The sequence below is a fragment of the Tahibacter harae genome, assembly GCF_024437735.1.
Taxonomy (GTDB): Bacteria; Pseudomonadota; Gammaproteobacteria; order Xanthomonadales; family Rhodanobacteraceae; genus Tahibacter; species Tahibacter harae.
On sequence record NZ_JANFQO010000003.1, the window covers coordinates 13756 to 39499 of the forward strand.

General features: G+C 68.2%; 18 protein-coding genes, 2 tRNA genes and 1 pseudogene. 7 read left to right on the forward strand and 14 right to left on the reverse strand.

All coding sequences use genetic code 11. The features are described from left to right. Nucleotides 1-87 precede the first annotated feature (87 nt). The 7 genes and pseudogenes from NM961_RS24350 to NM961_RS03505 form a co-directional block, all read left to right on the forward strand. Nucleotides 88-1893, forward strand: a pseudogene (locus NM961_RS24350) (glycosyltransferase); the annotation flags it as partial. Nucleotides 1894-2400: 507 nt separating this feature from the next. Further along, nucleotides 2401-4506 carry a glycosyltransferase gene (locus NM961_RS24355; protein ID WP_439334194.1) on the forward strand — a complete coding sequence of 702 codons (2106 nt, stop codon included), beginning with the start codon at nucleotides 2401-2403 and terminating at the stop codon, nucleotides 4504-4506. A 196-nt stretch (nucleotides 4507-4702) separates the two neighbouring features. Then, nucleotides 4703-5656 carry a cysteine synthase A gene (gene cysK, locus NM961_RS03485; RefSeq protein WP_255911335.1) on the forward strand — a complete coding sequence of 318 codons (954 nt, stop codon included), beginning with the start codon at nucleotides 4703-4705 and terminating at the stop codon, nucleotides 5654-5656. Between the two features lie 419 nt (nucleotides 5657-6075). Further along, the gene (locus NM961_RS03490) at nucleotides 6076-6561 is read left to right on the forward strand and encodes a Csu type fimbrial protein (RefSeq protein ID WP_255911337.1); all 486 of its coding nucleotides are present in this window, start codon (nucleotides 6076-6078) and stop codon (nucleotides 6559-6561) included. A 6-nt stretch (nucleotides 6562-6567) separates the two neighbouring features. Next, complete coding sequence (locus tag NM961_RS03495; RefSeq protein ID WP_255911339.1) at nucleotides 6568-7353, forward strand: fimbrial biogenesis chaperone; 786 nt, start codon at nucleotides 6568-6570, stop codon at nucleotides 7351-7353. Beyond that, complete coding sequence (locus tag NM961_RS03500; RefSeq protein WP_255911341.1) at nucleotides 7343-9553, forward strand: fimbria/pilus outer membrane usher protein; 2211 nt, start codon at nucleotides 7343-7345, stop codon at nucleotides 9551-9553. The genes NM961_RS03495 and NM961_RS03500 overlap by 11 nt, the downstream gene beginning before the upstream one ends. Further along, complete coding sequence (locus NM961_RS03505; protein WP_255911343.1) at nucleotides 9550-10062, forward strand: spore coat protein U domain-containing protein; 513 nt, start codon at nucleotides 9550-9552, stop codon at nucleotides 10060-10062. The genes NM961_RS03500 and NM961_RS03505 overlap by 4 nt, the downstream gene beginning before the upstream one ends. 238 nt (nucleotides 10063-10300) lie before the next feature. Here the strand turns inward: NM961_RS03505 and NM961_RS03510 are convergent, their stop codons facing one another. The 14 genes from NM961_RS03510 to NM961_RS03580 all read right to left on the reverse strand — a co-directional run bounded on the left by NM961_RS03510 (nucleotide 10301) and on the right by NM961_RS03580 (nucleotide 25733). Next, nucleotides 10301-10564, reverse strand: a complete 264-nt coding sequence (locus tag NM961_RS03510; protein ID WP_255911345.1) for a hypothetical protein — start codon at nucleotides 10562-10564, stop codon at nucleotides 10301-10303. Nucleotides 10565-11111: 547 nt separating this feature from the next. Next, nucleotides 11112-11453 carry a hypothetical protein gene (locus tag NM961_RS03515; RefSeq protein ID WP_255911347.1) on the reverse strand — a complete coding sequence of 114 codons (342 nt, stop codon included), beginning with the start codon at nucleotides 11451-11453 and terminating at the stop codon, nucleotides 11112-11114. A gap of 1116 nt (nucleotides 11454-12569) precedes the next feature. Further along, nucleotides 12570-12644, reverse strand: a tRNA-Val gene (locus NM961_RS03520). 43 nt (nucleotides 12645-12687) lie between these two features. Further along, nucleotides 12688-12763, reverse strand: a tRNA-Thr gene (locus NM961_RS03525). 60 nt (nucleotides 12764-12823) lie between these two features. Further along, nucleotides 12824-13255, reverse strand: coding sequence for a type IV pilin protein (locus NM961_RS03530; RefSeq protein WP_343231900.1), 432 nt, complete (start codon nucleotides 13253-13255; stop codon nucleotides 12824-12826). Between the two features lie 97 nt (nucleotides 13256-13352). Next, nucleotides 13353-16970 carry a pilus assembly protein gene (locus tag NM961_RS03540; protein WP_255911349.1) on the reverse strand — a complete coding sequence of 1206 codons (3618 nt, stop codon included), beginning with the start codon at nucleotides 16968-16970 and terminating at the stop codon, nucleotides 13353-13355. A gap of 14 nt (nucleotides 16971-16984) precedes the next feature. Next, the gene (locus NM961_RS03545) at nucleotides 16985-17662 is read right to left on the reverse strand and encodes a pilus assembly PilX family protein (protein WP_255911351.1); all 678 of its coding nucleotides are present in this window, start codon (nucleotides 17660-17662) and stop codon (nucleotides 16985-16987) included. A 17-nt stretch (nucleotides 17663-17679) separates the two neighbouring features. Further along, the gene (locus NM961_RS03550; protein WP_255911353.1) at nucleotides 17680-19065 is read right to left on the reverse strand and encodes a PilW family protein; all 1386 of its coding nucleotides are present in this window, start codon (nucleotides 19063-19065) and stop codon (nucleotides 17680-17682) included. A gap of 17 nt (nucleotides 19066-19082) precedes the next feature. Then, nucleotides 19083-19577, reverse strand: coding sequence for a type IV pilus modification protein PilV (pilV, locus tag NM961_RS03555; RefSeq protein WP_255911355.1), 495 nt, complete (start codon nucleotides 19575-19577; stop codon nucleotides 19083-19085). Nucleotides 19578-19595: 18 nt separating this feature from the next. Then, nucleotides 19596-20165, reverse strand: coding sequence for a GspH/FimT family pseudopilin (locus NM961_RS03560; protein WP_255911357.1), 570 nt, complete (start codon nucleotides 20163-20165; stop codon nucleotides 19596-19598). Between the two features lie 136 nt (nucleotides 20166-20301). After that, on the reverse strand, nucleotides 20302-21255 hold the full coding sequence (gene ispH / locus NM961_RS03565) for a 4-hydroxy-3-methylbut-2-enyl diphosphate reductase (protein WP_255911359.1): 954 nt from the start codon (nucleotides 21253-21255) through the stop codon (nucleotides 20302-20304). 31 nt (nucleotides 21256-21286) lie between these two features. Next, on the reverse strand, nucleotides 21287-21790 hold the full coding sequence (lspA, locus tag NM961_RS03570; RefSeq protein ID WP_439334195.1) for a signal peptidase II: 504 nt from the start codon (nucleotides 21788-21790) through the stop codon (nucleotides 21287-21289). Between the two features lie 11 nt (nucleotides 21791-21801). Then, the gene (gene ileS, locus NM961_RS03575; RefSeq protein WP_255911363.1) at nucleotides 21802-24774 is read right to left on the reverse strand and encodes an isoleucine--tRNA ligase; all 2973 of its coding nucleotides are present in this window, start codon (nucleotides 24772-24774) and stop codon (nucleotides 21802-21804) included. Between the two features lie 2 nt (nucleotides 24775-24776). Continuing rightward, entirely contained in the window at nucleotides 24777-25733 is a 957-nt protein-coding gene (locus NM961_RS03580) for a bifunctional riboflavin kinase/FAD synthetase (RefSeq protein ID WP_255911365.1), read from the reverse strand. Nucleotides 25734-25744: the final 11 nt, after the last annotated feature.

Genomic DNA, 25744 nt, shown 5'->3' on the forward strand with positions numbered 1-25744 from the left:
GCGCGCGCGGCGGTTTCCCCGTCCGCGCCTATCCGCGATAATCCGCCCTTTTGGCGTGCGCGGATTTCGTTTGCGCAACAAGGATCTATGCCGACCGTGTCCCCGACCGAATCCACCGCCCCCGCGCCCCGCCTGCTGGTCCATGGCCAGGCCTCCGCCGACTGGTGGCAGCAGCTGCTGCACGGCCTGCCCGCCGGCCTGGAGGCGGCCGCCGGCGCCGCGCCTGCAGGCCTCGCGGCGGTGGAGAGACTGGCCGGCGACACCGCCGACACTGCCGCCCTGCTGCAACTGGGGCGCGAACGCTGGCCCGGCAGCCACCTGCTGCTGCTGCGCGCCGGCTGCCGCCTGCCGCCGTACTGGTGCGAGCGCCTGCTCGCCGCGCTGGCGCTGGATGAAGTGCTGGCCGTCAGTCCGCTGGACGACGTCTCGGCCTGGCATCCGCTGAGCGGAACCGGCGACGCCGACCCGCAGCGCGTGGACGCGCTCTGCCACGCCTACGGCCGCCGCCTGGGCCTGGCCAGCGGCGAGGTTTCCGCGCTGGCCAGCGCCTGGCACGGCGCGCGCCTCGCCGCGCTGGAACCCGCTCAGCTGGCGCTCGCCACAAGCGAGCCGGCCGCCCTGCCCGGGCGCTGCCTGCGGCTGGATCATCTGTACATCGCTTCGGCCGCCGCGCCGCACCAGCACCCGGCTGCGGCTGCCGCCCTGGGCGAACTGCGCCGGCAGCTGGAACAGGCGCTGGCGCTGGATGACTTCCAGCCCGCCTGGTTCGGCCTGGACGGCCGCCCGGTGCTGCTGCACGTGCTGCACGGCTGGGGCGGCGGTGCCGAGCGCTTCGTGCGCGACTTGGCCGCCGCCGACACCACGCGCACGCACCTGGTGCTGATCGCCCGCGGCAGTTTCCCGCGCCGGCGGTTCGGCGAGGTGCTGGAACTCTGCGACGGCAGCCTGCGCGGTCCGCCGCTGCGCCGCCTGGTACTGCCCCAGCCCATCGCCGACACCGCGCTCGGTCACTATGACTGGCGCCAGTTCCTGCGCCAGGCCGCGGCCGACTACGCCGTCGGCGCCCTGCTGCTTTCCTCGCTGATCGGCCACAGCCTGGACGCGCTGCGCAGCGGCCTGCCGACTGCCATCGTCGCGCACGACTGCTATCCGCTGTGGCCGCTGCTGCATCGCGATTTCGGTGCGCCGGCCTTGCGCTTCGACGCTGCCCAGCGCAGCGCGGACCTGGCCGCCGCCGATGCCGACTACGAATTCGCCAGCCGCGATCCGGCGCACTGGGAACGGTTGCGCGACGGCTACGTCCAGGCGGCGCTCGCCGCCGGTGCTCACCTGTTCGCGCCCAGCAACGCGGCGCTGGCCAATGTGCTGCGCCTGGGGCCGGAGCTGGCCGCGCTGCCGGCCCGGGTGATTGCCCACGGCACCGCCGGCTGGCCGGATGCCGCGCCGGCCGCCATTGCAAAAACGCCGCGCCGGCGTCTGCGCCTGGTCGTGCCCGGCCGCGTGCGCCGCGGCAAGGGCGCCGAACTGCTGCAGGCGATCCTGCCGCAGCTGCGCGAACATGCCGAACTGGTGCTGCTCGGCGCCGGCGGCGAAGGCCATGATTTCTTCGGCGCCAGCGACGTGCACGTGCTGCTGGACTACCAGCGCGACGAACTGCCCCGGCTGCTGGCCACGGTGCAGGCCGATGCGGCGCTGATCCTGCCCACGGTGGCCGAGACCTTCAGCTATACCTTGTCCGAATGCCGCAGCCTGGGCCTGCCGGTGATCGCCACGCGCGTGGGCGCGCTGGCCGAGCGCATCGAGGATGGCGTCGACGGCTTTCTCGCCGATCCCACGCCGGAGGCCGTGATTGCGCGCATCGCCGCCGTTGCCGCCGCGCCGGAGCAGCTCGATCGCGTGCGCGACGCGCTGCGCCGGCTGCCGCCGCGCACCCTGCAGGACATGGCGCGCGACTACCAGGCGCAACTGCCGGCACAACACCGCGGCGCCGTCGCCGCGCCGCATGCCGCTGCGGCTTCGCAAGTGGAAGCGCTGACCCTGGCCGGCGAACTCGGCCGCCTGCAGCAACAGCTCGGCCAGCAGAAAAATCAGCTCGCCCAGCAGCAGCGCGAACTGGATGCGCGCGCCGACTGGGCCGCCGGCCTGGACCGCGACCTGCGCCGCGCCCAGCGCGACCTGCGCCACAACCAGCGCGAGCTGGACGCGGCCAAGGACGAGATCGAGCGCGTACACGGCGAAGTCGAACAGCGCACCGAATGGCTCAAGCGCACCCAGGACGATTTCACCGCGCTGGAAGGCGAATTCCAGGAACGCACACGCTGGGCGCTGGATATGCGCGGCGAACTGGACCGCGCCTACGCCAGCTGGTCCTGGCGCCTGACCAAGCCGCTGCGCTTCGTCATGCGCAAGCTGCGCGACCTGCGCACCCGCGCCGGCTTCATGGCCACGCGCAGCCTGGGCCTGTGGCGGCGCCTGCGCGGCAGCCTGGCGCGGCGCGGCCTCAAGGCCACGCTGCAGCGCGCCCTGCGCGAATTCCGCCGCGGCCCGTTGCCGATCGCGCCGGTGGCCGGCCAGCCGCAGCAGGACGTGGTCGACATCAGCCTGCCAAGCTGGCCGCAGCCGCAGGTGTCCATCGTCATCCCGGTCTACAACAAGATCGCCTACACCCTGGCCTGCCTGCAGTCGCTGGCGCAGCACGCGGCCAGCGCCAGCTTCGAGGTCATCGTCGTCGACGACTGCTCCAGCGACGACACCCAGGAACGTCTGGCCGAGGTGGAAAACCTGCGCGTGATCCGCAATGCGCAGAACCTGGGCTTCGTCGGCTCCTGCAATGCCGGCGCCGCGGCGGCGCAGGGCGAGTTCGTGCTGTTCCTCAACAACGACACGGTGGTCACGCCGGACTGGCTGGAAGCGCTGCTGCGCTGCTTCGCCGAACAGCCCGACGCCGGCCTGGTCGGATCCAAGCTGGTCTATCCGGACGGCCGCCTGCAGGAAGCCGGCGGCATCGTGTTCCGCGATGGCTCGGGCTGGAATTTCGGCCGCTTCGAGGATCCGGCCGACCCGCGCTACAACTTCCGCCGCGAGGCCGATTACTGCTCCGGCGCCGCGATCCTGCTGCGCCGCGCGCTATTCGAGCGCCTGGGCGGCTTCGACCAGCGCTACGCGCCGGCCTATTACGAGGACACCGACCTGGCCTTCGCCGTGCGCGCGGCCGGGCTCAAGGTGTATTACGAACCGCGCTCCACCGTGATCCATTTCGAGGGCATCACCGCCGGCACCGACGTGGGCAGCGGCACCAAGCGCTACCAGGTGGTCAACCGCGAGAAATTCCTGGAAAAGTGGAAGGATGCACTGGCGCTGCAGCCCGCGCCCATCGACGACGCGGCGCTGGCGCCGCGCGCGGCCACCTTCCGCGCGAACAGGCGCCTGCTCATCATCGACGCCTGCACGCCGACGCCGGACCAGGATTCGGGCTCGCTGCGCATGGTGAACCTGATGCGCCTGCTGCGCGCGCTGGGCTGGCAGGTGACCTTCTTCGCCGACAACCGCCTGTACGAGAAGGGCTATACCGAGGCGCTGCAGGCGCTGGGCGTGGAGGCGCTGTACGCGCCCTACATGAACGACCCCATCCGCCTGTTCCGCCAGCGCGGCGCCGAGTTCGACGCCATCCTGCTGTCGCGCCACTACATCGCGATCAATTACCTGGGCCTGGCGCGGCTGTATGCGCCCAAGGCCAGGCTGATCTTCGACACGGTGGACCTGCACTACCTGCGCGAACAGCGCGCGGCAGAGCTGGAAGGCAGCGAAGACCTGCGCCGCCGCGCCGAGCGCACGCGCGCGCAGGAACTGAAGCTGATCCGCGAATGCGATGCGACCCTGGTGGTCAGCCCGGTGGAAAAGGACCTGCTTGCACGCGAGCTGCCGCGCGCGCGGGTCGACATTCTTTCCAATGTGCACGAAGTGTTCGGCTGCCGGCGGCCCTTCGCCGAGCGCCGCGACCTGGTCTTCGTCGGCAGCTTCCAGCATCCGCCCAACGAGGACGCCATGCTGTGGTTCGCCCGCGACATCTTCCCGCAGGTGCGCGCCGCCCTGCCCGCGGTGCGCCTGCACGTGATCGGCCAGCCGGTGCCGGAATCGCTGCGCGAATTCGCGAACGAACAGCTGATCCTGCACGGCTTTGTGGCCGACCTGGAGCCCTACATGGACGGCTGCCGCATCTCCGTCGCGCCGCTGCGCTACGGCGCCGGCGTCAAGGGCAAGGTCAACATGGCCATGAGCTACGGCCTGCCCGTGGTCGCCACGCCGGCCGCGGTCGAAGGCATGCACGTACAGGCCGGCAGCGATGTGCTGGTCGCGGCCGATGCGCAGGCCTATGCCGAGGCGGTGATCCGCCTGTACCACGACGAGGCGCTGTGGAACACGCTGTCGGCCGGCGGCCTGGCCAACGTGCAGAAACATTTCTCGTTCGAGGCGGCCAAGCAGGCGCTGGCGCGTATTCTGGCCTGAGGGGCAGGGCTCGGGATTCGGGATTAAAAGAAAAAGCGGGCGCAGGTGCCGTCGCGGCCGGGGATTTCGGGCGCCGCCCGATTGGACGCTTGCGGCGACGCCTGCCCCGCAAATCCCGAATCGCCAACCCCGGCCCCTTGGCTCGCGCACCAACCTGCCTTAGGGTGGCCAATGTCCACCCTGCGAGCGCGCCGCCATGATCCATTCGTCCATTCTCGAAACCGTAGGCCGTACGCCGATCGTGCGCATCAACCGCCTGGCGCCGCCCGGCGTGGAGATGTACGTCAAGCTGGAAGCCTTCAATCCCATGTCCTCGGTCAAGGACCGCCTGGCCCTGGCCATCGTGCTCGACGCCGAGGCGCGCGGCCTGCTCAAGCCGGGGCAGATGATCGTGGAGGCGACCTCGGGCAATACCGGCATCGCCCTGGCCATGGTCTGCGCGGCCAAGGGCTACCAGTTCGTTTCCTTCATGGTGGAAACCTTCTCCATCGAGCGGCGCAAGATCATGCGCGCGCTGGGCGCCAAGGTGATCCTTACTCCGGCCGCCGAGCGCGGCAGCGGCATGGTCAGGCGGGCCGAGGAATTCGCCGCGAAACACGGCGCCTTCCTCGCACGCCAGTTCGAGAACGAGGCCAACCCGGCCTATCACCGCAGCACCACGGGCCCGGAAATCCTGCAGGATTTCGCCGGCCGCCGCCTCGACGCCTTCGTCACCGGCTGGGGCACCGGCGGCACCCTGACCGGTGCCGGCGAGATGATCCGCCTGGCCCGGCCCGAGGTGGAGATCGTCGTGGCCGAGCCCGCGGGTGCGGCCATGCTCGCCGGCAACGAGTGGAAGCCGCACAAGATCCAGGGCTGGACGCCGGACTTCGTCCCCGCCGTGCTCAAGCGCGAGCTGGCCCAGCGCCTGCTGCCGGTGGACGACGTACTGGCCCGCGACACGGCGCGCCGGCTCGCCGCCCAGGAAGGCATCTTCTGCGGCATTTCCGCCGGCGCCACGTTTGCCGCGGCGCTGGAAGTCGCGCGCACGGCCGAGCCCGGCGCGGTGATCCTGGCCATGCTGCCGGACACCGGCGAGCGCTACCTGTCCACCTTCCTGTTCGAGGGCGTCAACGAAGGCTCGGACGATGAGTGGCTGGCGGGGCTGTAGGCGCAGGCGGGTCCAGCCAGCCGCACCAGGCCGGCCCGGCTCGGGCAAGCTGCGCAGCCGTCTGCGCTGCGGCGGCGGTTGACAATGACGGCGTCCTATCGGTTCGCGGGAAAAGCCGGTGCCAGCCGCAACCGCTGCGGCTCCGGCGACCGGGGACTACGTGAACATCGCAAAAAGGAGCGCTCAACGCGCTCCTTTTCACTTTCGCTTGTCGCAAAACGACCAACAGCGGCCCGGCCGACCGCCGTTACCGCAAAAAAACTTCCTCCGCCCGCAGCAGGCTCATCCATGCCGCACCACAAAGCGCGCAAACGGATGATTAAATTTGTTTACAAGTAAACGAAGCGGTGCTAGATAAACACATGCAACACCTACGGCGCCGCATGTCGTCGGCGTCACCTGTCGCCGCAGGAGGCTCCATGAACGTCTTCCGTACCGGCTTGTTCACCCTCGCCTTCGCCGCCGCCGGCGTCGCGCCCGCCGCCCAGGCCGCCACCGCCACCACGACCCTGCCGGTCAGCGCGACCGTGCTGGCGACCTGCATCGTCGTCGCCACACCGCTGATCTTCGGCAATTACTCCGGCGCCCAGCTCGACGCCCAGGCAACGCTGACCGTCACCTGCACCCTGGGCACGACCTACAACGTGCGGCTGGACGCCGGTGCGGGCACCGGTGCCACCGTGACCACGCGCAAGCTGTCCTTCGGCGTCAACACGCTGGACTACACGCTCTGGCGCGACGCAGCCCATACCCAGAACTGGGGCATCACCGACGGCACGGACACCGTCGCCGGCACCGGCGCGGTGCTGCCGAACACCCACACTGTCTATGGCCGCATTCCAGCGGGCCAGTTCTCCGCGCCGGGCGCCTATCTCGACACGGTCGGCGTGACCGTCTTCTACTGAGTTCCCGTGGAACGCCCCAGGGGAAGGAATTCCGGCGTCGCCGCAGCCGCCGCGCTGTTGCTCGCGCTGGCCCAGAACGCGCTGACCCAGAACGCACCGGGCCAGCCGGCACCGACCGCCGCCGGCGCAATGAGCCTGGTCGCCGCGCCGGTACGGCTGGATATCGCCGCTACGGCCAAGGCCGAAGTGCTGACCCTGACCAACCCCGGCGCCCAGCGCGGCGACGTGCAGGTGCGCGCGCTGGCCTGGAGCCAACGCGACGGCGAGGACAGCTACCAGCCCACCGACGCGATCATCGTCAGCCCGCCGCGCTTCAGCCTCGCGCCCGGCGCCAGCCAGACCGTGCGCATCTACCGGCGCGATCCAGCGCCGGCCGCTGAACTGAGCTACCGCATCGCCGTGGACCAGTTGCCCGCCGCCGGCGCGCCGGTCGCGGGCGGCGTGCAGTTGCCGATACGCCTGATGATTCCGCTGTTTGTCGCCGGCGCCCAGCCCGCCAGCACCGATCTGCGCTGGCAGGCGCGGCGCAGCGGCGACGGCGTGCAGCTGGAGCTGGCCAATCAGGGCAATCGCCATGTGCGCATTTCCAGCCTGGGCCTGGCGCCGGCCCAGGCCGATACAGCGCAGACGCCGCCCGTGCCGCGGCTGATCTATCTCCTGCCCGGCACGCGCCGCAGCCTGCAACTGCCGCGGCCGGACTGGCTGGACCAGCGCGTGCGCGCGCTGCGCATCCATGGCGACAGCGACGCAGGGCCCATCGATGCGCGCGTGGACCTGCTGGATGCTCCTTGAGTTCGGCCTGGTCGCGCGCGCCGCGGCCGGAGCGGACGCCGGCGAACGCCTGGTCTACGACGTGCTGCTGCAAGGCGAGGCCACCGGCAAAGTGGAAGAGTTCCGCCACAGCGGCGGCGCGCTGTACGCGCCGCGCCGGCTGCTGCAGGAACTGGGCTTGGCCGCACCGGCCACAGCCGGCGAATGGGTGCGCCTGGACAGCATCGACGGCCTCAGCGCCAGCGTGGACGAAGCGCACCAACAGCTGTCGCTGCGCCTGGCCGCCGCGCTACGGCCGCTGACCATGCTGCACGCTGCGCCGGACGAATTGCCGCCGCCGCAGCGGCTGGCACCCGGCGCCAGCCTGGATTACGCAATCAACCTGCTGCGCGGCGACGGCGGCGACACCGATCTCGCCGCGCGCCTGGCACCGCGCCTGTTCGGCCCCTACGGCAGCTTCAGCCACGACGCGCTGTACAACAGCGCGGAGGCACGCCGCTGGCGCCGCATCGGAACCTGGTGGCAGAGCGATTTCCCGCAGCGGCCCGCCCAGTTGCGCATCGGCGACGCGCTGACGCAAGGCCCGGCCTGGAGCCGGGCGCTGTACTTCGGCGGCGTGCACTGGGGCAGCGACTACAGCCTGCGGCCGGACCTCATCACCTACCCCTTGCCCGCCTTCGCCGGCCAGGCGGCGGCGCCGTCCACCGTCGATGTCATCGTCAACGGCCTGCGCACCCAGCACAGCGAAACGCCGGACGGCCCGTTCGCCATACCGCGCCTGCCGGTGTTCACCGGCGGCGGCGAGGCCCTGGTGGTAGTCGCCGACGCGCTGGGCCGGGAACAGGTGCATCGCCTGCCGTTCTTCGTCAGCACGCGGCTGCTGCGCGCCGGCCTGGCCGACTACGCCCTCGACGCCGGCAAGCTGCGCCGCGGCTATTCCGATGATTACGGCGACGGCTTCGCCGCGTTCGCCGGGCGCTACGGCGTCAGCGATGAACTGACCGTGGAAGCGCAGCTGCAGGCCGCCGCCGGCCTGCGCATCGCCGGCGCCGGCCTGGTGCGGCGCGTGGGCCAGCTCGGCAGCGTGCAGCTGGCCGCCGGCCGCAGCGACGGCGGCGGCTGCAAAGGAACACAATGGAATTTCTCCACCGAGTGGCAGCGCGGCCTGATCAGCCTGCGCAGCAGCCACCAGTGGAACGACGCGGACTACTGCGACCTGGCCGTGCGCCAGGGCCAGCCGCTGCCGCAGCGCCAGGCCCAGTTGCAACTGGGTCTGGACAGCCGTATCGGCCAGTTCAACCTAAGCCGCATCGAACGCGACGATGCGGAAGGCGAGCTGCACCTGGACGCCCTTTCCTGGTCACGCCGCCTGCATCGCCAGGCCTGGCTGTCGCTGGGCCTGCAGCGCGTGCGCGAAAGCGGGCGGCCGGACGACGACGCCATCCTGTTCAGCCTGCTGGTTCCGCTGGGCGACGGCGCCACCGCGTTCGCACTGAACGGCAATGCCGGCGGCGCACGCGAGCGCGGCTACGCCAGCCTGCAGCGGCCGCCGCCGGCCGGACCAGGCTTCGGCTACTACCTCGAAACCGCGCTGCAGCGCAGCGAGCAGCGCGCCGGCCTGCACTGGCGGCGGAGCTGGGCGGATCTCAGCGTCGAAGCCGAACACACCGCCGGCAGCAACGCCCGGCGCGCCCGCATCGAAGGCGCGCTGGCCTGGATGGGCGGCGCTGTCTACGCCTCGCGCCAGCTCGGCGAAGCCTTCGCCGTGGTCGACGCCGGCCCGGCCGTGGACGTGTCCATCTACCGCGAAAATCAATGGCTGGGCCGCAGTGACGGGCGCGGCCGCCTGCTGGTGCCGCAGCTGCGCGCCTTCGAAACCAATCGCATCGCACTGGAGCCGCGCGAGCTGCCGCCGGACGTGCAACCGGCGCAGGACCGGCTGCTGCTGCGGCCCTATCGCGGTGGCGGCGTCCTGGCCAGCTTCGGTGTGCGCCGCGATACCGCGCAGGACTGGGTGCTGCAGCTGCCCGACGGCCGTCCGGCGCCGCCCGGCAGCCTGCTGCTGATCGACGGCGAAGCCCGCCAGAGCGTGGGCTACGGCGGCCTGGTACATGTGGAAGCGGCCACGGCCTCGGCGCGTTGGGAGCTGCGCGGCACCTTCGGCCAGTGCCGTCTGGTGCCGGTCGCGTCAACGACATGGCGCTGCGCGGAGTTGCCATGAAAACGGTGCAGCGCGGCTCCGGCCAGTGCCACCTGACGCCCGCCGCCAACTACGCCACGCTGTGCGCAGCCGCCGGGAGAGCAGCCTGGCTCGCACTGCTGTTGTGGACACCGGCCGCGCTGGGCCAGAGCTGCCGCGTCGATGTGGTCCCGGTGAATTTCGGCGCCTACGATCCGGCCCGCGCCCGGCCCAGCCTGACCCGCGGCGAGATCGCGATTTCCTGCAGCCAGGGCGACGACAGCACATTGGCGCCACAAGTGCGGCTGCGGCTGTCCGGCCCGGCACAGCGCCAGCTGCAAGGCGGCGGTATGGCGATGCGTTATTCACTTTTCCAGGATGCGGATCTACAGCGTCCCTGGTGGGACGGCGCGCCGCTGGAACTGGCGCCCAAGCCCGGCGACGGGCGCAACAGTGGCGTGCGTGCGCCGGTCCATGCGCTGCTGCCGCCGGGACAATGGGTGCAGCCTGGGGAGTATCGGGATCTCGTCCAGCTCAGTGTGGAGTTTTGAGGGCGGGACTGGTGATCCGGGATGGACGCAACCGGAGGCCGGTATGCAGGCGTCGATATTCGACCCGTTCCGCGCCGCGAGAGTCTGTGGCCGGGATTGGCGGCCAAGAGAAACCAGAATCGGATACCGCCCGGCGCGGGATTCCAGAAAACGGCAAGACTTTACGAAATCGGCACAGAGCAACGCAGCACCGGGAAACGGAGCCCCATGCGCCTGCCGAATCTCCAATCCCGAATCCCTACAGCAAGGTATCCCGCCGGCATTCGCTGGCCAGCCAGTCCAGCACTTCGCGCGCCCAGTAAGCCGCATCCGGCCCCAGCACCGTGCCCGCCGCCAGCGGAGAGCGCAGGCCGGGCGGAATGGCTTCCGGCTGGAATTCCGAAAGAACCAGCCCCAGCTCAGCCCGCCACGCCGCCGATTCATTGGCCGCCGCACCGCCCCGGGACTGTGCCTCCGCTGCCCGCCGCACTACGGCGGCCACCCGCTGGATCTCGAAGTACATCGGACCTAACCCCCTGGATCAAGCCGCCGATTGTACGGGCTTTTCCCGCTGTGTACTTGTTCATTCAGGCATTCAAGTACACAGAGAAAAACTTTCCGTCGCAGCGGAATCTGCCGCACTGCAATTGCTTTGCGCTGCTTGCATGGTGCGTGCCGGGCGGCGCGCCGTCGCCGGCCGGCTGCGGTCAATGCCGGCCGAAGCAGACGCGACAGAGCCGCCGCGCCGCTGCGCTGAAGCAGCGATGCCACATAGCTTCAATCGTCACTGCGGGGCAAACAGGATCATGCTGGCGGCAGGACGCCAAGCGGGATGGCGGAACCGGCGCAGCGCCCTGGCCGGGCCGGCTCCGGATGGTGCATACCAACGCGATTGCGGTGCGACTGGGGCGGTGCAAGGTGATGAGGAGACGGCCCGGCACCATCTGCAGCGACCGCGTTCCATAGCGGACTATCCAAAGCGGGTCTGCCAACGGCGGAAACCGTCGCCGTCAGCAGTTCAGCGCTTCGCCAGTCAGCAGGTTTCTTCCCCGGCCGGACCGCGCGATTGTTCAGCCGTGCTCTTGCGGCAGTTCCACGGCGATCAGGCGATCCTCGGACAAGGCCACCAGCAGGCGATAGCGGACTTCTTCACGCGACAGGCTGCTGTGCACCAGCAGACGGCGCTGCCGTATCCGCCCCGCGCCATCGGGCTCGCCCGCCTGCAGACTGATGCACGCCTGCGGATCCGGCGGCCACAACTGGCCGCGTCCGGGCCAGATGCCGTGGACGATGACAGAGTTGACCAGTTCCAGCGCCCAACCATCCTGCGACAGGCGCACATGCACCGCCGCGACATCATCACCATCCAGCGGAGTGCCCTCCAGCACCACGCTGTATTGCTGGACGGACACGGCACGATCCGCCCCCGCGGACCGGCCTGTCCTTCCATGCCATCGCAGCACGTCCTGCTCCCTTTCTGCCGTAACGGCGAACAGCAATCTTTTCGCTCAAAACCACAGCCGCGCGCATGTGACGACAGTCAGGGGAGTTTCCGATCGCGCGTGAAGAAATTTTTAGGTTGCGCGGCACCGATCACGTGCAGCGGGCAAGTGCCGTGCAACGAAGGTGCAACGTTCACGCAGCGATAACACGAAGAACCGGTTGCGGCACGCGGATCTGCGATTGCACCACTCGGTGTGTTCTGTTTTCGCAGACAGCCACGATGTAGAGAGCGCGGCGCAATCCGGTGCGGCAACTGCGCAGGCACGTCACCGTATTTCCGAGGCGTATCGGCCAATCCGCCCGCTATCGGAACGAGCATTCGTCTGTTCCTGCAGTATGGTCTGCCTCGGCATGCCGAGGCCGAAGCCGCGGCTTCTTCTCCGGCGGCAAACGTCGACATAGCTGTCGCGGCCGACCGCCGCGCGAGCGCTGACATTGCATCTGGAATCGACGCACAAGCGGCGCGGGCTGCCCGGGGCGCCGCATCGCCGCGCAAGCGGAACGATCTTCGGTCTGCGGCCGCGTTTGACATGCCCGCGGATGAGGGCCGTCAGGGTTTCATCCTGTCGCGCGGCAACCGCCAGATCGCGCAGCTCCCTCCGGTCTGCCGCGCTTTCCATATGACGAATACCCGGCCGATGCGGCCCGGTTCAGCACGATGCTTACAGCTGCCGACAAATGCATCAAATGGAAACATGGACAAATGATGCAGCACGCGCACGCGAAGGCCCGGAACAGATTCCCGATTCGTGCCCGTGCGAACCCCGCAGTGTCCAAGTCGCCGCGACATAGCACGCGCGACCCTTCCCCGCGAGGGCTCGACCAACCTGGAAATACCCCGGCGCCGCTCTGACGGATTTGCGTAGCTGGGCACGCCAACGCGGCCGGAAAGCTCGGCACGCAAGCGGACAAGAATGGCCCGCGGCTGCTTGCCCGTCTGGACGCCACCGGACCGCGCCGCTGGTTCAAGCAGGCGCAAAACGACAAAGGCCCGGTTTCCAGGGCCTTTGTCTGCACACTGAATCTGGTGGGCGGTACAGGATTTGAACCTGTGACCCCTGCCGTGTGAAAGCAGTGCTCTACCGCTGAGCTAACCGCCCGAAGGGACGCGGACTTTACGGAGTCCGCGCGCCCCGGTCAACCTGGTGCCGACGAGAAGAATCGAACTTCCGACCTACTGATTACGAATCAGTTGCTCTACCAACTGAGCTACGTCGGCGGAAGGCCGCGCAGTATAGTGACTAGGCGGCCGCCGGGCAAGCTGGCCAGCCGCTTGCGGTTACCAGCACTTGCCGTTGCTCTCGTTGCCGCCGATGGTTCCTTTCACGCCGGCGCCGGTCAGCGTCAGGGTGGCGCACTTGTCCACCGCCTGCGGCGTACCGGCGACGGGAGCCGCGCTCAGCGTATAGGTCTGGTTGCCCGGGCCGAGGACAATGGCGGCCCGATAGAAGCCCTGCTCGGACAAGGCATTGCTGAAGCCCAGCCCAGCCGGCGGGGCGCCAGTCACGCTGGCGGCGTAATTGTTGAAGTTGGTGTAGTAGCGCTCCTGCGCCGCGGCGACGCGCATCAGCAGATCGCGCGCTTCGGCGCGCCGCGCGCGCTGGGTGTAGCGCGTGTAGTTCGGCACGGCGATCGCCGCCAGGATGGCGATGATCGCCACGACGACCAGCACTTCGATCAGCGTGAATCCTGCGATGGCTTTCCGTTTCACGAGCTGTCCCCTTGCAACTTGATTGAGCGTTTTATCACGCCGGAGGGACGGGAACGCAAGCGGTTTGCGTTCCCATCCCGGCGCATTGAAGCTGGCGCTAGTTGTTGAAATCCAGCGCTTCGCGCCAGGAACCGCGGCGCCAGACCGGAATCACGTTCAGGCTGATCGGGTTGCCCGCGGCATCGGTCAGGCCGAGGGCTGTATAGGCGCCGCCACCGATCGCCGTCACTGCACCGAGCGCGCCGGCAGCCGGCGGATTCGCGACATCCTTGCCCGCCGCGTTTGCAGTTGCACTGGCACCACCAAAGGCCTCGTTGAGCAAGGTGCCGGGACCAGTGCCGTTCTGCGCGTCGACGACAATGATCGCGCCGGTACGCGCCGGATCGCAGGGGTTGTCGCCGGCAGGAATGACGGTGGAGAAAATCGCCGTGCCGTTGGCGAACACCGGCGTCAGCGTGACCACGTTGCGCTCGCCGAGCACCGGGAAATTGAAGCGCCAGCCCTTGGAAGATCCCGGCACCGGAAGGTTAGTCAGCGTGCGCGTGCCCGAGGGCAGCCGGACCATGGTCTGCTCCACCAGCTCGGCCTTGGTGATGCGCGTCATGCCCTTGCCCATGTCCTTGATGCCGTAATAAGACTGGGTCGGCGTGCCGGCTGCCAGGCGGTCGCTGTCGCCGAGATACTTGCCGGTGCCGAACACCAGGATCGCGCCTTTGCCTACCGTGCTGCGCTTGTCGCCGAACGCAATCGGAGTGACCGTGATCGGTTGCTTGCCGACATCGGCCGCGACGTTGTCGTAGGTCGAGAACATCAGGTCGACGGACCAGTTGGCCGGGCTGGCGTCGGTCAGATCGAAGCGCCAGAGGTTGCCGGCGAGATCGCCGGCAACGGCAAAGTCATCCACGTTGCGGAACTCGCCATTGCCGTAGCCGACCACTTCGGGGCCGGACAGGCCGTAGCTGCGCACGCCGGCGGGAGTCTGGATTTCACGCAGCAGCAGGCCGGTTTCTAGGTCGATGACGAACAGCGAAGTGCGGTCCAGCAGGGCCGCCGGCGCCGTTGAATCGGGGCCGACCGCCGGGAAATAGCCGCTGGACACCAGCACCACCCACTTGCCGTTGCGCAGGCGCGCAACATTGGCGCTGTCGTAGGTATAGCCCAGGTTGGCACCGCCCGGGGACAGATTGTTGAATTCCCACAGCACCTTGCTGGCCGCGTTGGCTTCCGTAGCATCGGGGCTGGTGATATCCAGCGCATAGATGCCGCGGCCGCCGAAACGCAGCGAACCGACCAGCAGCGAGCGCCAGGAGCCGTTGCGGAACACCTCGCCGATGACCGGACGGTCGTCGACCGTCGGCAGCAGGCCAATGGCCGGCTCGGTCAACTTCTTCATCTTGCCGTTCATGATCAGCGTGTTCGGCACGAAGGCCCACTTCTCCAGGCCGCCGTCAGGACCGTCGCTGGCATCGAATGCGTGCAGCATGCCGTCGTTGGCGGCCATGTAGACGCGGGGCTTGCGCGAAAGCTGGGCGCGGCGGAAATCGGAGAACTTGCCGCCGGTGCCACTGGTGGCGGCGTTGTATTCCGGCGAGCCGACCGGGAAATCGTCGGTGAAGGTCCCCTCGACCGGGCCGTAGAAGCGCGGTTGCGCGTTGACCACCGCGCCAAGCACGGAACCGCGCTTGCGCAGCGCCTGCGCGCCTGCCAGCGATTCGGAAGTGCGCACGCCGCGCAGGTAGTCGACACGCTCGGCCCCGCGCGTATCCAGGGTGCTGGGCAGGGAGATCAGCTGCAGCGCGGCCTGCTGTACTGCGCTCAGCGCACTCCACCGGAAAGGCTTGCCGCTGCCCACCGTGGAATCGGAAGTGAGGATGACGCGGTTCGCCGGCGTCGGATTCGGCGCGGCGTTGGTACTGTTGCCGGTGGACGCGCACGGCCCGCCGGTCAGGCGGCAGCTTGCATCCCATTTCGGCGGCGACAGCAGCGTACCGTCGGACAGGATTTCCTGACCCAGCAGGAAGCCGGACCAGTCGGCCGAATCGTAGCCGGCCGAGAAAGCCAAGGTATTGGACGTGAGCACGCCGGTACTGACCGCCGGGCTGGTGGAGCCGCCGCGGCGGGTAAGGATGCTGGTGAGGATGGTCGTCATCTGGTCGACCAGCTCGGTCGGATTCTTCGCGCTGAAATATTCGCCGCGCGAATTGACCGCCGCGTGCCAGGTATCGTCCACCGCCGGCGGCGAGTTGTTCGACGGCGTCGGCCAGGCCTTGGTGCCCGCGCGCAGCGCGGCGTAGTCGCCGGGGAAGCTGAGATTGCCGGCGATGCCCAGGGTCACCATGTACTGCACCACGTGCTGCCAGGTGGCCGGATCGTTGGCCGGATTCCAGTACACTGCGGCGACCGAACCGGGATCCGTCGGCGGCACCACCACGCCGCTGGGCGCAGTGCGGTCCGTGTAGAACGCCGGCACCTTGTTATCCAGGCTGGGCTGCAGGTCGCGCGCCCAGTAGTTGAAGCCGATGTTGGCTATCGACGAGTCGTAGTTGCCTACGTTGGAATAGACCTTGGTGTCGGCAGTGCCCGGCGCGTAGGCCTTGCCGTCGGGCAAGGTAAAGCTGTCGGACACCTTGAGGTAGGGGGTAGGCAGGCCGGGATCGCCTTCGTTCCAGTAACCGTCGGTCACCAGCATATGGAAGTTCTGACGGCACTCCAGGCTGCGCCCCGTACCTCCGGCGACCAGCGGCGGATACCAGTACGGATTCATGTAGTTCGAAGTCAGGGTACGCTCGAACACCTTGCCGGCTTCGATCGTGGCGCGGCGGTTGGGCGTGCCGCCGTTATTGGTGACGTCGAACATCCAGTTGAAGAAGTTCTGCTTCCAGGTGCCGGTCAGGTCCTGCACCTCGCGGGACCTGATCGCCGGCGTGCTGCCGTAGTCGGCATTGATGGTCTGCCAGATCACACGCACCTTGTTGTCCAGCGAGGTGCCGCCGAACACGCGCGACAGCGCCGTGCGCGTCATCAGATTGCGTGTGCGGTAATAGGCGTACCAATTGGCGAAGCGTGTGGTAATCGGCACCGCCACGGCCGGCGGCGCAGGCGCCGGCTTGGGATCCGCCGCGGTACCTATGACCTTCATCACGCAGCCGGTTTCACTGAGGCTGGTCGGACATTCGAACCAGAAGCCGGCGGTGATGCTGCCGCGCACGCCGGTAGGGATGGCCGCCAGGGTCGTGGTCGTGCTGTTGGGGCGATTGGTAGTCGACGTCTCGTTGGCGAAATTCTGGTGGAACTGGGTGCTGAGGTTCCTGGTGTTGGCCGCGCCGTAGCAGTAGCTGCCGGACCAGTTGGCGCAGATACCGTCGCGCCAGGCGGCGGTGTAGGTCGCATCCGGGAAGGCCGTGCCATCCGGCCGCAGCGGCGGCGGATAGTCCTTCAACGGGTCAAAATAGATCAGGTTCTGACGCGGATCGTAGTAGTACTTCTTGTTGTAGTCGTCCGACATGGAATCGGGCAGCGCGGTGGCGCCCATGGAGCCCGAGTCGTCGAAGGTGACCACCACGTTGGGATTGACCGCGCTGCTGATGTCGGGCGGCGAACTGCCCAGGTCCACGGTCGTCGCAAACGCCGTGGGCGCGCTCAGGCCGGCCAGTACGGTGGCCAGCGCCGCGGCCAGCGCGGGCAGGGATTTGTTGTCGAGGAAATGCTTGAGCATTGGTTCTCTCCCGCTTACGGCGTGACGATCGCCGGCTGCACCTGCGTGATGAAGACACTTTCGGCCATGCGCACCACGGACTGGGTGCCGCCGGTGGAACGGGCGGTAATACGGAAGGCCTTGAACGGTTGCACGCCGCCGCTGGGGCCGCTCTGCAGCGGCTTGAAACCGCTGTGCGGCATGTCCGCCTGCAGTTCGCCCAGTTCCTCGATGAGATAGCGCGGACGCTGGGCAAGCCGCGCCGATTCGGGCGTGGAAGTGGATGAGTAGTCGGCAGGCGCATCATGCGCGCCGTCTATCGACGGGGAAATGTAGGTGCGGGCGGCACGGAAACGCAGGATCTTCGGGTTGACCAGGGCGCCCACCGGATTCGAGCCGGAGTACTGGGTATCTCCGCGCGAGTAGCACGGTACGCCGTAGGCCGTGTCGGAATTGAAGGTGCACTCGATGTTTTCATTGTTCGCCGGCGCATTCCACAGGCGGAATTCGACGGCGCGCACGGTGGAATCCGCCCCCATCTGGGCCAGATGCGCGTTGCGCATGCCGCCGGTCATGCGCTCCTGCAGCAGCGAGGTGTTCATCCCCACCACCGCCAGCAGCGTCAGCAGGATAAGGAAGATCAGCGCGACGAACAGCACGGCGCCGCGCTGTGCTTTCCGCGAAATGCCGCCAGTGCTTGATATGCGATTCATGCGAGCCTCTCGAATCGTCAAGGTATGTTGTTGCGCAGGGTGACCTGCGCAGTGAATTCACGCCGCATCATGTAGCCCGGCACCAGGCCGTTGGGCATGCTGGCGCCCGGCACCACCGGCGCGGCATAGGTCACGGTGCCGCCGTTGACGCTGTAGCGGTAGGCACGGTCGGCCGTCAGCAGCGCCTGGTTGTCGTTGATGGTGTTCAGCAGCAGGTGTACTTCTATCGTCCTGACCGAACGCCACAGGCAACCCGGCTCCATGGCGGAGAGCGGCGGGGCCGGCTTGGGCAGATCGCCGTACTGCTCCGGCGGGTTGTTGCAGTTCACGCCGTTGGCGCCTTCATCGGAATGCACCTGGTCCGCGGACAGGAAGCGCAGCCGGCCGTCGCGGCCCTCGACGCCGTAGAGGAAATCCAGCCGCTCCACGCCCGAGGCCACGGCTTCCGGCGGATTGTTGCCTTCCACCCGCATCAGCGTAGGCACCACGCGGCCGGGAGTGGCGTCCGGGTTCGGGTCGGCGACCAACTGCAGGAAATAGGTGATGGTGCGCAAGTCGCGCGACAGGTTGTAGAGAACGATGGACTCGTTCTGCGCCGACGCGAGGCAGGGCAAGGTCACCGATGGCTGGACCATGTCGACCGGCAGCAGCACGCCCGAAGTGCCGCCGGTCTTGAAGATGAAGCCACGGTCGTTCTTCCACACCAGGGCGATATCGCCAGGCACGAAATTGTTGGGCGGCTCATCCGTCGACGGAAGGACGTGGATGGCGGTGGTGGTCGTCCTGCCGCTGTTGCAGGCCGCATACGAGCCGCCGGCGCGGACCATGGACCAGCCCTGGGCGGAAATGAAGCGAAGGGTCAGCACGTCACCGCCCTGCACGCGGCTGCCCGCGGTGGTGCCGACCGGCGGAGCCCAGCTCGGGACCGTGGGATTGCAGGACGAACCGGTTACCGAGCATTCGAAACCCTGCAGCAGCCAGCGCGGACTGAAGGGATAGATCGTGCCTACCGGCCAGCCGGTCGGACGCACGACCGTGCCGGTGGGAATGGGCGCCCAGCGCGGAAGGTAGGTTTCCAGATCGGCGACGTACACATCCGGCGCCATCGGCGGGACCACGATGCCGTTGGGCGTGCTCTGCTGGGTTTTCGCATTCACTGCCGTAGCCAGCGGCTGGGCGAAGCCGGAGCGGATATCGTCGACCATGCGGCTGATCGCGAAGCGGCCGTTTTCCTGCAGCCGCGCGATCGCATCCTGCGAACGGTAGGTGTTGTTGGTGTTGGTGAACAGCGTGGCGATGCCCAGGCTGAGCAGCATGCCCAGGGTGATCGCGATCATCAGCTCGATCAGGCTGTAGCCGCGCTGGCCGCGGCCGGAAGCGGGCTTGGATTCGTGTCCATTCATGTGCGTCGGCCTCCGGATCACGGCTGGAATACCCAGGTGAAGGTCTGCGAGCCGGGCCCGGTGGCGGCACGGTCCAGCGAGCCCTCGGTCCAGGTGATCGTCATGGTGCAGGTGCCGTTGTACGGCGGCCGGCGCCGGTCGTTGACGCCCACGTTGTTGTTGTTGACGCAGCGTACGGTGGCGGCGGGATTGGGCAGGAAATTGGTCAGTTCCTGGCCCCACCAGTACAGGTCGCGCTGGGCCAGCTGGGCCACGGTGCAGGGGCAGGTCGGGTTGCTGCCGCCGGGCACGGTCGCGTTGTAGTTGCCGCCCCAGACGCCCATCGAATTGGCGCGCATGCGGTCGACCATGGACTGGGCCAGGAAAGCGGCCTGGGTGCGCTGGTAGGCGCCGTTGTTGGTCTTGACCGAGACCACCATCAGGCCGGCCAGGCCAAGCAGGCCCACGCTGAAGATCATCAGCGCGATCAGCACTTCGAGCAGGCTGAAACCGCGGTTCTTGCTACGTGTCATCGCGCTACTCCGTGCTCTTCAGTTGCAGGCCACGGCCAGGCCCAGCGGTTTGCGCCGATTGCTGACGATGCCGGCGGTCTGGATCAGGACGGCCCGGTTCTGGTCGTTGTTGGTATCCGGGCGGCAGACCACGAAATCGAAATCGCCGCTTGTGGAGAAGCCGGAGGAATTGAAGATCACGCGATCGGCAGGACCGCCCGCGACCTTGGGCGCGCCGCGCAGGTCGTAGGTGGCGGCCACGGCGGCGTGGTCGCGCAGCAGTTCATCGCCGGCGTTACCGAAGGTGCCGTTGATGTCGTTGTCCGACTGCACCTGCCAGCCCGCCGCCCAGCCGCCGGGCTTGGCGATCACGGCCACCGGATAGCCGCGCTTGACGGCCTCGGCCCGGGCCGTGTTCAGGTCGATGATGAGGTCGTTGGTGGTCTGGGTGATGTTGGTGCGGATGCGCAACTCGCGGAAGCTGGGCATGGCCACCGCGGCCAGGATGGCCACAATGGCCATCGTGATGATCAGCTCCACCAGGGTGAAGCCCCGGCTGCGGCGGGGCGGCGGGCGCTTGAGGCGGCGCCCGTGTTGTTCAGTCGTCATGACACACCTCGTCAGCTTGCCGGCTATCTCGGCAAACTACCCAGACGTTAAGAGACTGACAACGAGCGTGGCAGCGATTGGTAGGGATTGTCGGACAGACGGAAAGGGCAATGCCCTGTTCCTGCGGGGTTTTCCCTCAGCCCGGCAGCACCACGATGCGCAGTTCCTTGGGCAGGGCGAAGCGCACCAGCTCGGCCACGCCTTCGAGCTCCGACACCCGCCCGGCACCGCGCCGGCGCAGGTCGGCGATGACGTCGTTGACCAGCTTTTCCGGTGCCGAGGCGCCGGCGGTGACGCCGATGCGCTCGCGTCCGGCCAGCCATTCGTGGCGGATGTCGTCGGCGCTGTCGATCAGATAGGCCGGCACGCCCTGCTTCTCGGCCAGTTCGCGCAGGCGGTTGGAGTTGGAGCTGTTGACCGAGCCCACCACCAGCACGAGGTCGCACTGCTGGCCCAGCACGCGCACGGCGTCCTGGCGGTTCTGGGTGGCGTAGCAGATGTCGTCGTGGCGCGGTCCCAGCACCTTGGGGAAGTGCGTGCGCAGGGCCTCGATCACGGCGCGGGTATCGTCCACCGACAGGGTGGTCTGGGTCACGTAGGCGATGTGCTCGGGGCTGCGCGGGCGCAGGCTGGCGACGTCTTCCGGGGTCTCGACCAGGTAGATCTCGCCCTGGGCGCCGGCGCTGTTCCACTGGCCCAGGGTGCCTTCGACCTCGGGATGGCCGGCATGGCCGATCAGCACCACGTCGCGGCCGGCCTTGCAGTGACTGGAGACCTCGATATGTACCTTGGTCACCAGCGGACAGGTCGCGTCGAACACGCGCAGGCCGCGCCGGTCGGCCTCGGCGCGCACGGCCTTGGAGACGCCGTGGGCGCTGAAGATCACGGTGGCGCCGTCGGGAACCTCGTCCAGTTCATCGACGAAGATGGCGCCGCGGGCGCGCAGCCCCTCCACCACGAAGCGGTTGTGCACCACCTCGTGGCGCACGTAGATCGGCGCGCCGAACACTTCCAGGGCGCGTTCGACAATCTCGATCGCGCGGTCTACGCCGGCGCAGAAACCGCGCGGGTTGGCAAGCAGTACTTCCATGGGCAGGACGGATCCGCAGGACAGGCCCGGATTATCGCCGCTCGCCCTCCCCTTTCCCACTGCGCAGGCTGGCCAGGGCCAGCAGTACCGCGCCCACGGAAATGGCGGAATCGGCGACGTTGAACGCCGGGAAAGCCCAGTCCTGGTGATAGACCTGGATGAAATCAACCACATGGCCGAAGCGCAGGCGGTCGATGAGGTTGCCGATGGCGCCGCCGATGACCAGGGCCAGCGGCAGCGCGGTGAGCCAGTCGCCGCGCGGCGTGCGCGCCAGCCAGCCGGTAAGTACCGCGCTGATCACCACGGCCAGCACGCTGAAGCCCCAGCGCTGCCAGCCGCCGGCGTCGGCCAGGAAGCTGAAGGCCGCACCGGTGTTGTAGGCCAGCAGCCAGTTCAGGAAACCCGGGATCACCGGCACCGGCACGCCTTCGTGCAGCGCGCCGAGCACGATGTGCTTGGTCCACTGGTCCAGCACGATCAGCACCAGCGACAGCGCCAGCCAGCTCAGCGCACTGGCGCGCGGCGCGGAAGACAGCGAGGCCGCCATCAGAAATAACGCCGCTGTTCGCCGGCGCCGGCGACGTTCTCCACGCAGCGCGCGCAGATCTCCGGATGCTCGGCATGGCTGCCCACGTCGCTGCGGTAATGCCAGCAGCGTATGCACTTGAGCGCGCTGCTGGCCTTGGCCACCACCCAGACCTCGTGCTCGGCCACGTCGGCCCTGGCGGCGAGCTGGCGCGGGTTGGCCTCGTCGTCGACGAAGGCCTCGAAGCCCAGGCGTGCGGCGACCACGTCATACACCGGCCGGTCGCGCAGCGCGGCCAGGGTCAGGCCGGAGGTGATGAAGCCGAAGCGCAGTTCGTCGGCGACTTCGGCGAAACGCTCGCGCTCGTCGATATCGACGTAGATCGTGACTTCGGCCTCCAGCGAGGCGCCGATCACGCCAAGCACGCGCATGCCTTCCAGCACGCGGGACGTGGCCGAGCGGATCGCGAGCAGATCGCTCCACCACTGGCGCTGCTGCGGCGAGGACTGGGTCGCGGCCAGCCCCTGGTAGAAGGTCTCGAACAGCACCGACTCGTCGCGCGCACCGGGCATGGCCGCCCAGATTTCCTCGGCGGTGAAGCTCAGCACCGGCGCCAGCCAGCGCACCAGGGCTTCCAGGATGCGGTACATCGCACTCTGCGCCGAACGCCGGCCGTGGCTGGCCGTCGGCATGGTGTAGAGGCGGTCCTTGGTGATGTCCAGATACAGCGCGCCCATCTCGTTGGTGCAGAAGTTCTGCAGGCGCTGCACGATCTCGGGATAGTCGTAGCGCTCGTACGCGGCAACGATCGCCTGCTGCGCGTCATGCGCCTGCTGCACCGCCCACTGGTCCAGCAGCAGCGATTCCTCGACCGGGACCAGATGCCGGGCCGGGTCGAAGCCGTGCAGGTTGCCCAGCAGGAAGCGCGCGGTATTGCGGATGCGGCGATAGGCGTCGGCGACGCGCTTGAGGATCTCGTTCGACATCGACATTTCGTTGCGATAGTCGGTCGAGGCCACCCACAGGCGCAGGATGTCGGCGCCATAGTTGCGCATCACGTCCTGGGGCTCGACGCCGTTGCCCAGCGACTTGGACATCTTGCGGCCCTTCTCATCCACGGTGAAGCCGTGGGTGAGCACCTCGTTGTACGGCGCATGGCGGTACATCGCCGTGGACGTGAGCAGCGAGGAATGGAACCAGCCGCGGTGCTGGTCCGAGCCTTCCAGGTACATGACCTTGTCGTCCGGCCCCGGCGTGGCCAGTTCCGGACGCTCCGCCAGCACGGCACGGTGGGTGGTGCCCGAGTCGAACCAGACATCGAGCACATCGCTGACCTTCTCGTACTGCGCGGCTTCGTCGCCGATCAGCTCGGCGATATCCAGCGCGAACCAGGCGTCGATGCCGCCGGTCTCCATGCGCCGGGCGATCTGCTCGAACAGCTCCACGCTGCGCGGATGCGGCAACTGGGTGTTCTTGTCCACGATCAGGGTGATGGGCACGCCCCAGGTGCGCTGGCGCGAGATGCACCAGTCCGGCCGGCCGGCGATCATGCTGGTGATGCGTTCCTCGCCCCAGCCCGGGATCCAGCGCACGCGCTTGATCGCGGCCAGCGCATCGGCGCGCAGGCCGGCCTTTTCCATGCTGATGAACCACTGCGGCGTGGCGCGGAACGCGACCGGGGTGCGGTGGCGCCAGCAGTGCGGATAGCTGTGTTCGATCCTGGTGGCGACCAGCAGGCGGCCGCGCTCGCGCAGCAGCTCGATGATGGAGTCGTTGGCCTTCCAGATGAACTGGCCTTCGACCAGCGGCGTGCCCGGCAGGTAGACGCCGTTGCCGCCGACCGGATTGAGTACGGCCGGACTGTACTTTTCCACCAGTCCATATTTCTGGCCGACGGCGAAGTCTTCCACGCCATGGCCGGGAGCGGTATGCACCGCGCCGGTGCCGTCCTCGGCCGATACGTGATCGCCGACCAGCACCTGTACCTGGCGCTCGTCATAGAACGGATGCTGCAGCCGCTGATGCTCCAGCGCATTGCCGGTCACGGCCTGGCCGAAGCTGCGCGCGGCGCCGTCGACGGCGCTGCCGTAACGCACGGCGACGCGGTCGGCCAGAGCAGCGGCGACCACCGCCAGCACACGCCGGCCGCCGCGCGCCGGTGCTTCGATCAGGCGGTATTCCAGTTCCGGGCCCAGCGTGACCGCGAGGCTGGCCGGCAGCGTCCACGGCGTGGTGGTCCAGATCGGCACGGCGACGATGAGATCGTCGAACTGCTGCCACAGCGCATCGCCGCTGCTGCGCGGCCCGATGAATGCGGCGAGCACGGCTTCCTTGTCGATGGCGTCGTAGGCCACGTCGATCGCCGGAGAGGTCTTGTCGTGGTATTCGATCTCCGCCTCGGCCAGGGCCGAGCCGCAGTCGAAGCACCAGTGCACCGGCTTGAAGCCGCGCGTCACATGGCCGTTGGCATAGATGGTCGCGAGCGCGCGCACCATGTCGGCCTCGAACTTGGCGTCCATGGTGCGATACGGGTTTTCCCAGTCGCCGATCACGCCCAGGCGCTTGAAATCGGCGCGCTGCAGGTCGATCTGCTCGCTGGCGTATTCGCGGCATTTCTGGCGGAAGGTGACCGCATCGACCTTCTGCCCGACCTTGCCGATCTTCTTCTCCACCGCGATCTCGATGGGCAGGCCGTGGCAATCCCAGCCCGGCACGTAGGGCGAGCGGTAGCCGGCCATCAGCTTGGACTTGACCACCATGTCCTTGAGGATCTTGTTCAGCGCATGGCCCAGATGAATCACGCCGTTGGCGTAGGGCGGGCCGTCGTGCAGCACGAAGATGCGCTCGCGGTCCGCCGTCTTCTGCTGGATCTGCCGATAGCGCCCGCGCGCCTCCCACTCGGCCAGCATGGCGGGTTCGCGCTTGGCCAGGTCGGCCTTCATGGCAAAGCTGGTTTCGGGCAGGTTGATGGTGTTCTTGTAGTCGGTGGTCACGTTCAGGCTCCGGCGGCCGCAACGGCGGCAACGCCTAGGATGCGCCGCGCTGCCGCGGCGTCGTGGTCTATCTGCCGGACCATGCTGGCCAAGTCCGGGAACTTTTCCTCATCGCGCAATTTTTCTACAAATTCCACACTGATACGGCGACCGTAGAGGTCGCCGTCGAAATCGAACAGGTGCGCTTCCAGCAGCGGCTGCGGATCCACCCCGGTCACGGTCGGGCGCACGCCCAGGCTGGCCACGCCCGGGCGCACCACCCCGCCTATGCCGTGCACGCGCACCGCAAAGATGCCCTGCAGCGGCGCCAGGCGCCGGCCCAGGCGGATATTCGCCGTGGGATAGCCCAGCTGGCGCCCCAGCTGCTGGCCGTGCACCACCTTGCCGCCGATCGCGAAACGCCGGCCCAGGGCCAGCGCGGCCGCCTCGAAATCGCCGGCGGCGATCAGGCTGCGGATGGCGGAACTGGACAGCCGCTCGCCGGCGGGTGCGTAGGGCGCCAATTCCACCGCGCGGAAACCATATTGGGGCCCGAGCCGGTGCAGCAAGGCCATATCGCCGGCGCGGTCGTGGCCGAAGCGGAAACCCTGGCCGACCAGTACCTCGCGGGCATTCAGGCGCGCGGCCAATACCTGTTCGACGAAGGCCTCGGCCGGCATCGCGGCCAGAGCGGCGTTGAAACGCAGCAGCAGCAGCCGGTGCACGCCGGCGCCGAACAGCTGCTCGATCTTGTCGCGCGCCGAGGACAGGCGCGCCAGTCTGCCGCGGGCGAAGAATTCGCGCGGGATCGGTTCAAAACTGATGGCCGCCGGGTCCAGCTCCAGTTCGGCGGCGCGGCGGCGGACGTGGTCGAGCACGTAGCGATGACCGCGATGCACGCCGTCGAATGCGCCGATACAGACCACGCTGCCGCGCGGCGCGAGCACGGGGCCGGCGACGTCACGGGACAACGTATGCATTGTTCCGAGTA

What these genes read in the sequence shown, in the direction of transcription:
- NM961_RS24355 (WP_439334194.1), top strand. Translation starts at nt 2,401, where the DNA reads ATGCGCAAGCTGCGCGACCTGCGCACCCGCGCCGGCTTCATGGCCACG.
- cysK (WP_255911335.1), top strand. Translation starts at nt 4,703, where the DNA reads ATGATCCATTCGTCCATTCTCGAAACCGTAGGCCGTACGCCGATCGTG.
- NM961_RS03490 (WP_255911337.1), top strand. Translation starts at nt 6,076, where the DNA reads ATGAACGTCTTCCGTACCGGCTTGTTCACCCTCGCCTTCGCCGCCGCC.
- NM961_RS03500 (WP_255911341.1), top strand. Translation starts at nt 7,343, where the DNA reads ATGCTCCTTGAGTTCGGCCTGGTCGCGCGCGCCGCGGCCGGAGCGGAC.
- NM961_RS03505 (WP_255911343.1), top strand. Translation starts at nt 9,550, where the DNA reads ATGAAAACGGTGCAGCGCGGCTCCGGCCAGTGCCACCTGACGCCCGCC.
- NM961_RS03510 (WP_255911345.1), bottom strand. Translation starts at nt 10,564, where the DNA reads ATGTACTTCGAGATCCAGCGGGTGGCCGCCGTAGTGCGGCGGGCAGCG.
- NM961_RS03540 (WP_255911349.1), bottom strand. Translation starts at nt 16,970, where the DNA reads ATGCTCAAGCATTTCCTCGACAACAAATCCCTGCCCGCGCTGGCCGCG.
- NM961_RS03545 (WP_255911351.1), bottom strand. Translation starts at nt 17,662, where the DNA reads ATGAATCGCATATCAAGCACTGGCGGCATTTCGCGGAAAGCACAGCGC.
- NM961_RS03550 (WP_255911353.1), bottom strand. Translation starts at nt 19,065, where the DNA reads ATGAATGGACACGAATCCAAGCCCGCTTCCGGCCGCGGCCAGCGCGGC.
- pilV (WP_255911355.1), bottom strand. Translation starts at nt 19,577, where the DNA reads ATGACACGTAGCAAGAACCGCGGTTTCAGCCTGCTCGAAGTGCTGATC.
- NM961_RS03560 (WP_255911357.1), bottom strand. Translation starts at nt 20,165, where the DNA reads ATGACGACTGAACAACACGGGCGCCGCCTCAAGCGCCCGCCGCCCCGC.
- ispH (WP_255911359.1), bottom strand. Translation starts at nt 21,255, where the DNA reads ATGGAAGTACTGCTTGCCAACCCGCGCGGTTTCTGCGCCGGCGTAGAC.
- NM961_RS03580 (WP_255911365.1), bottom strand. Translation starts at nt 25,733, where the DNA reads ATGCATACGTTGTCCCGTGACGTCGCCGGCCCCGTGCTCGCGCCGCGC.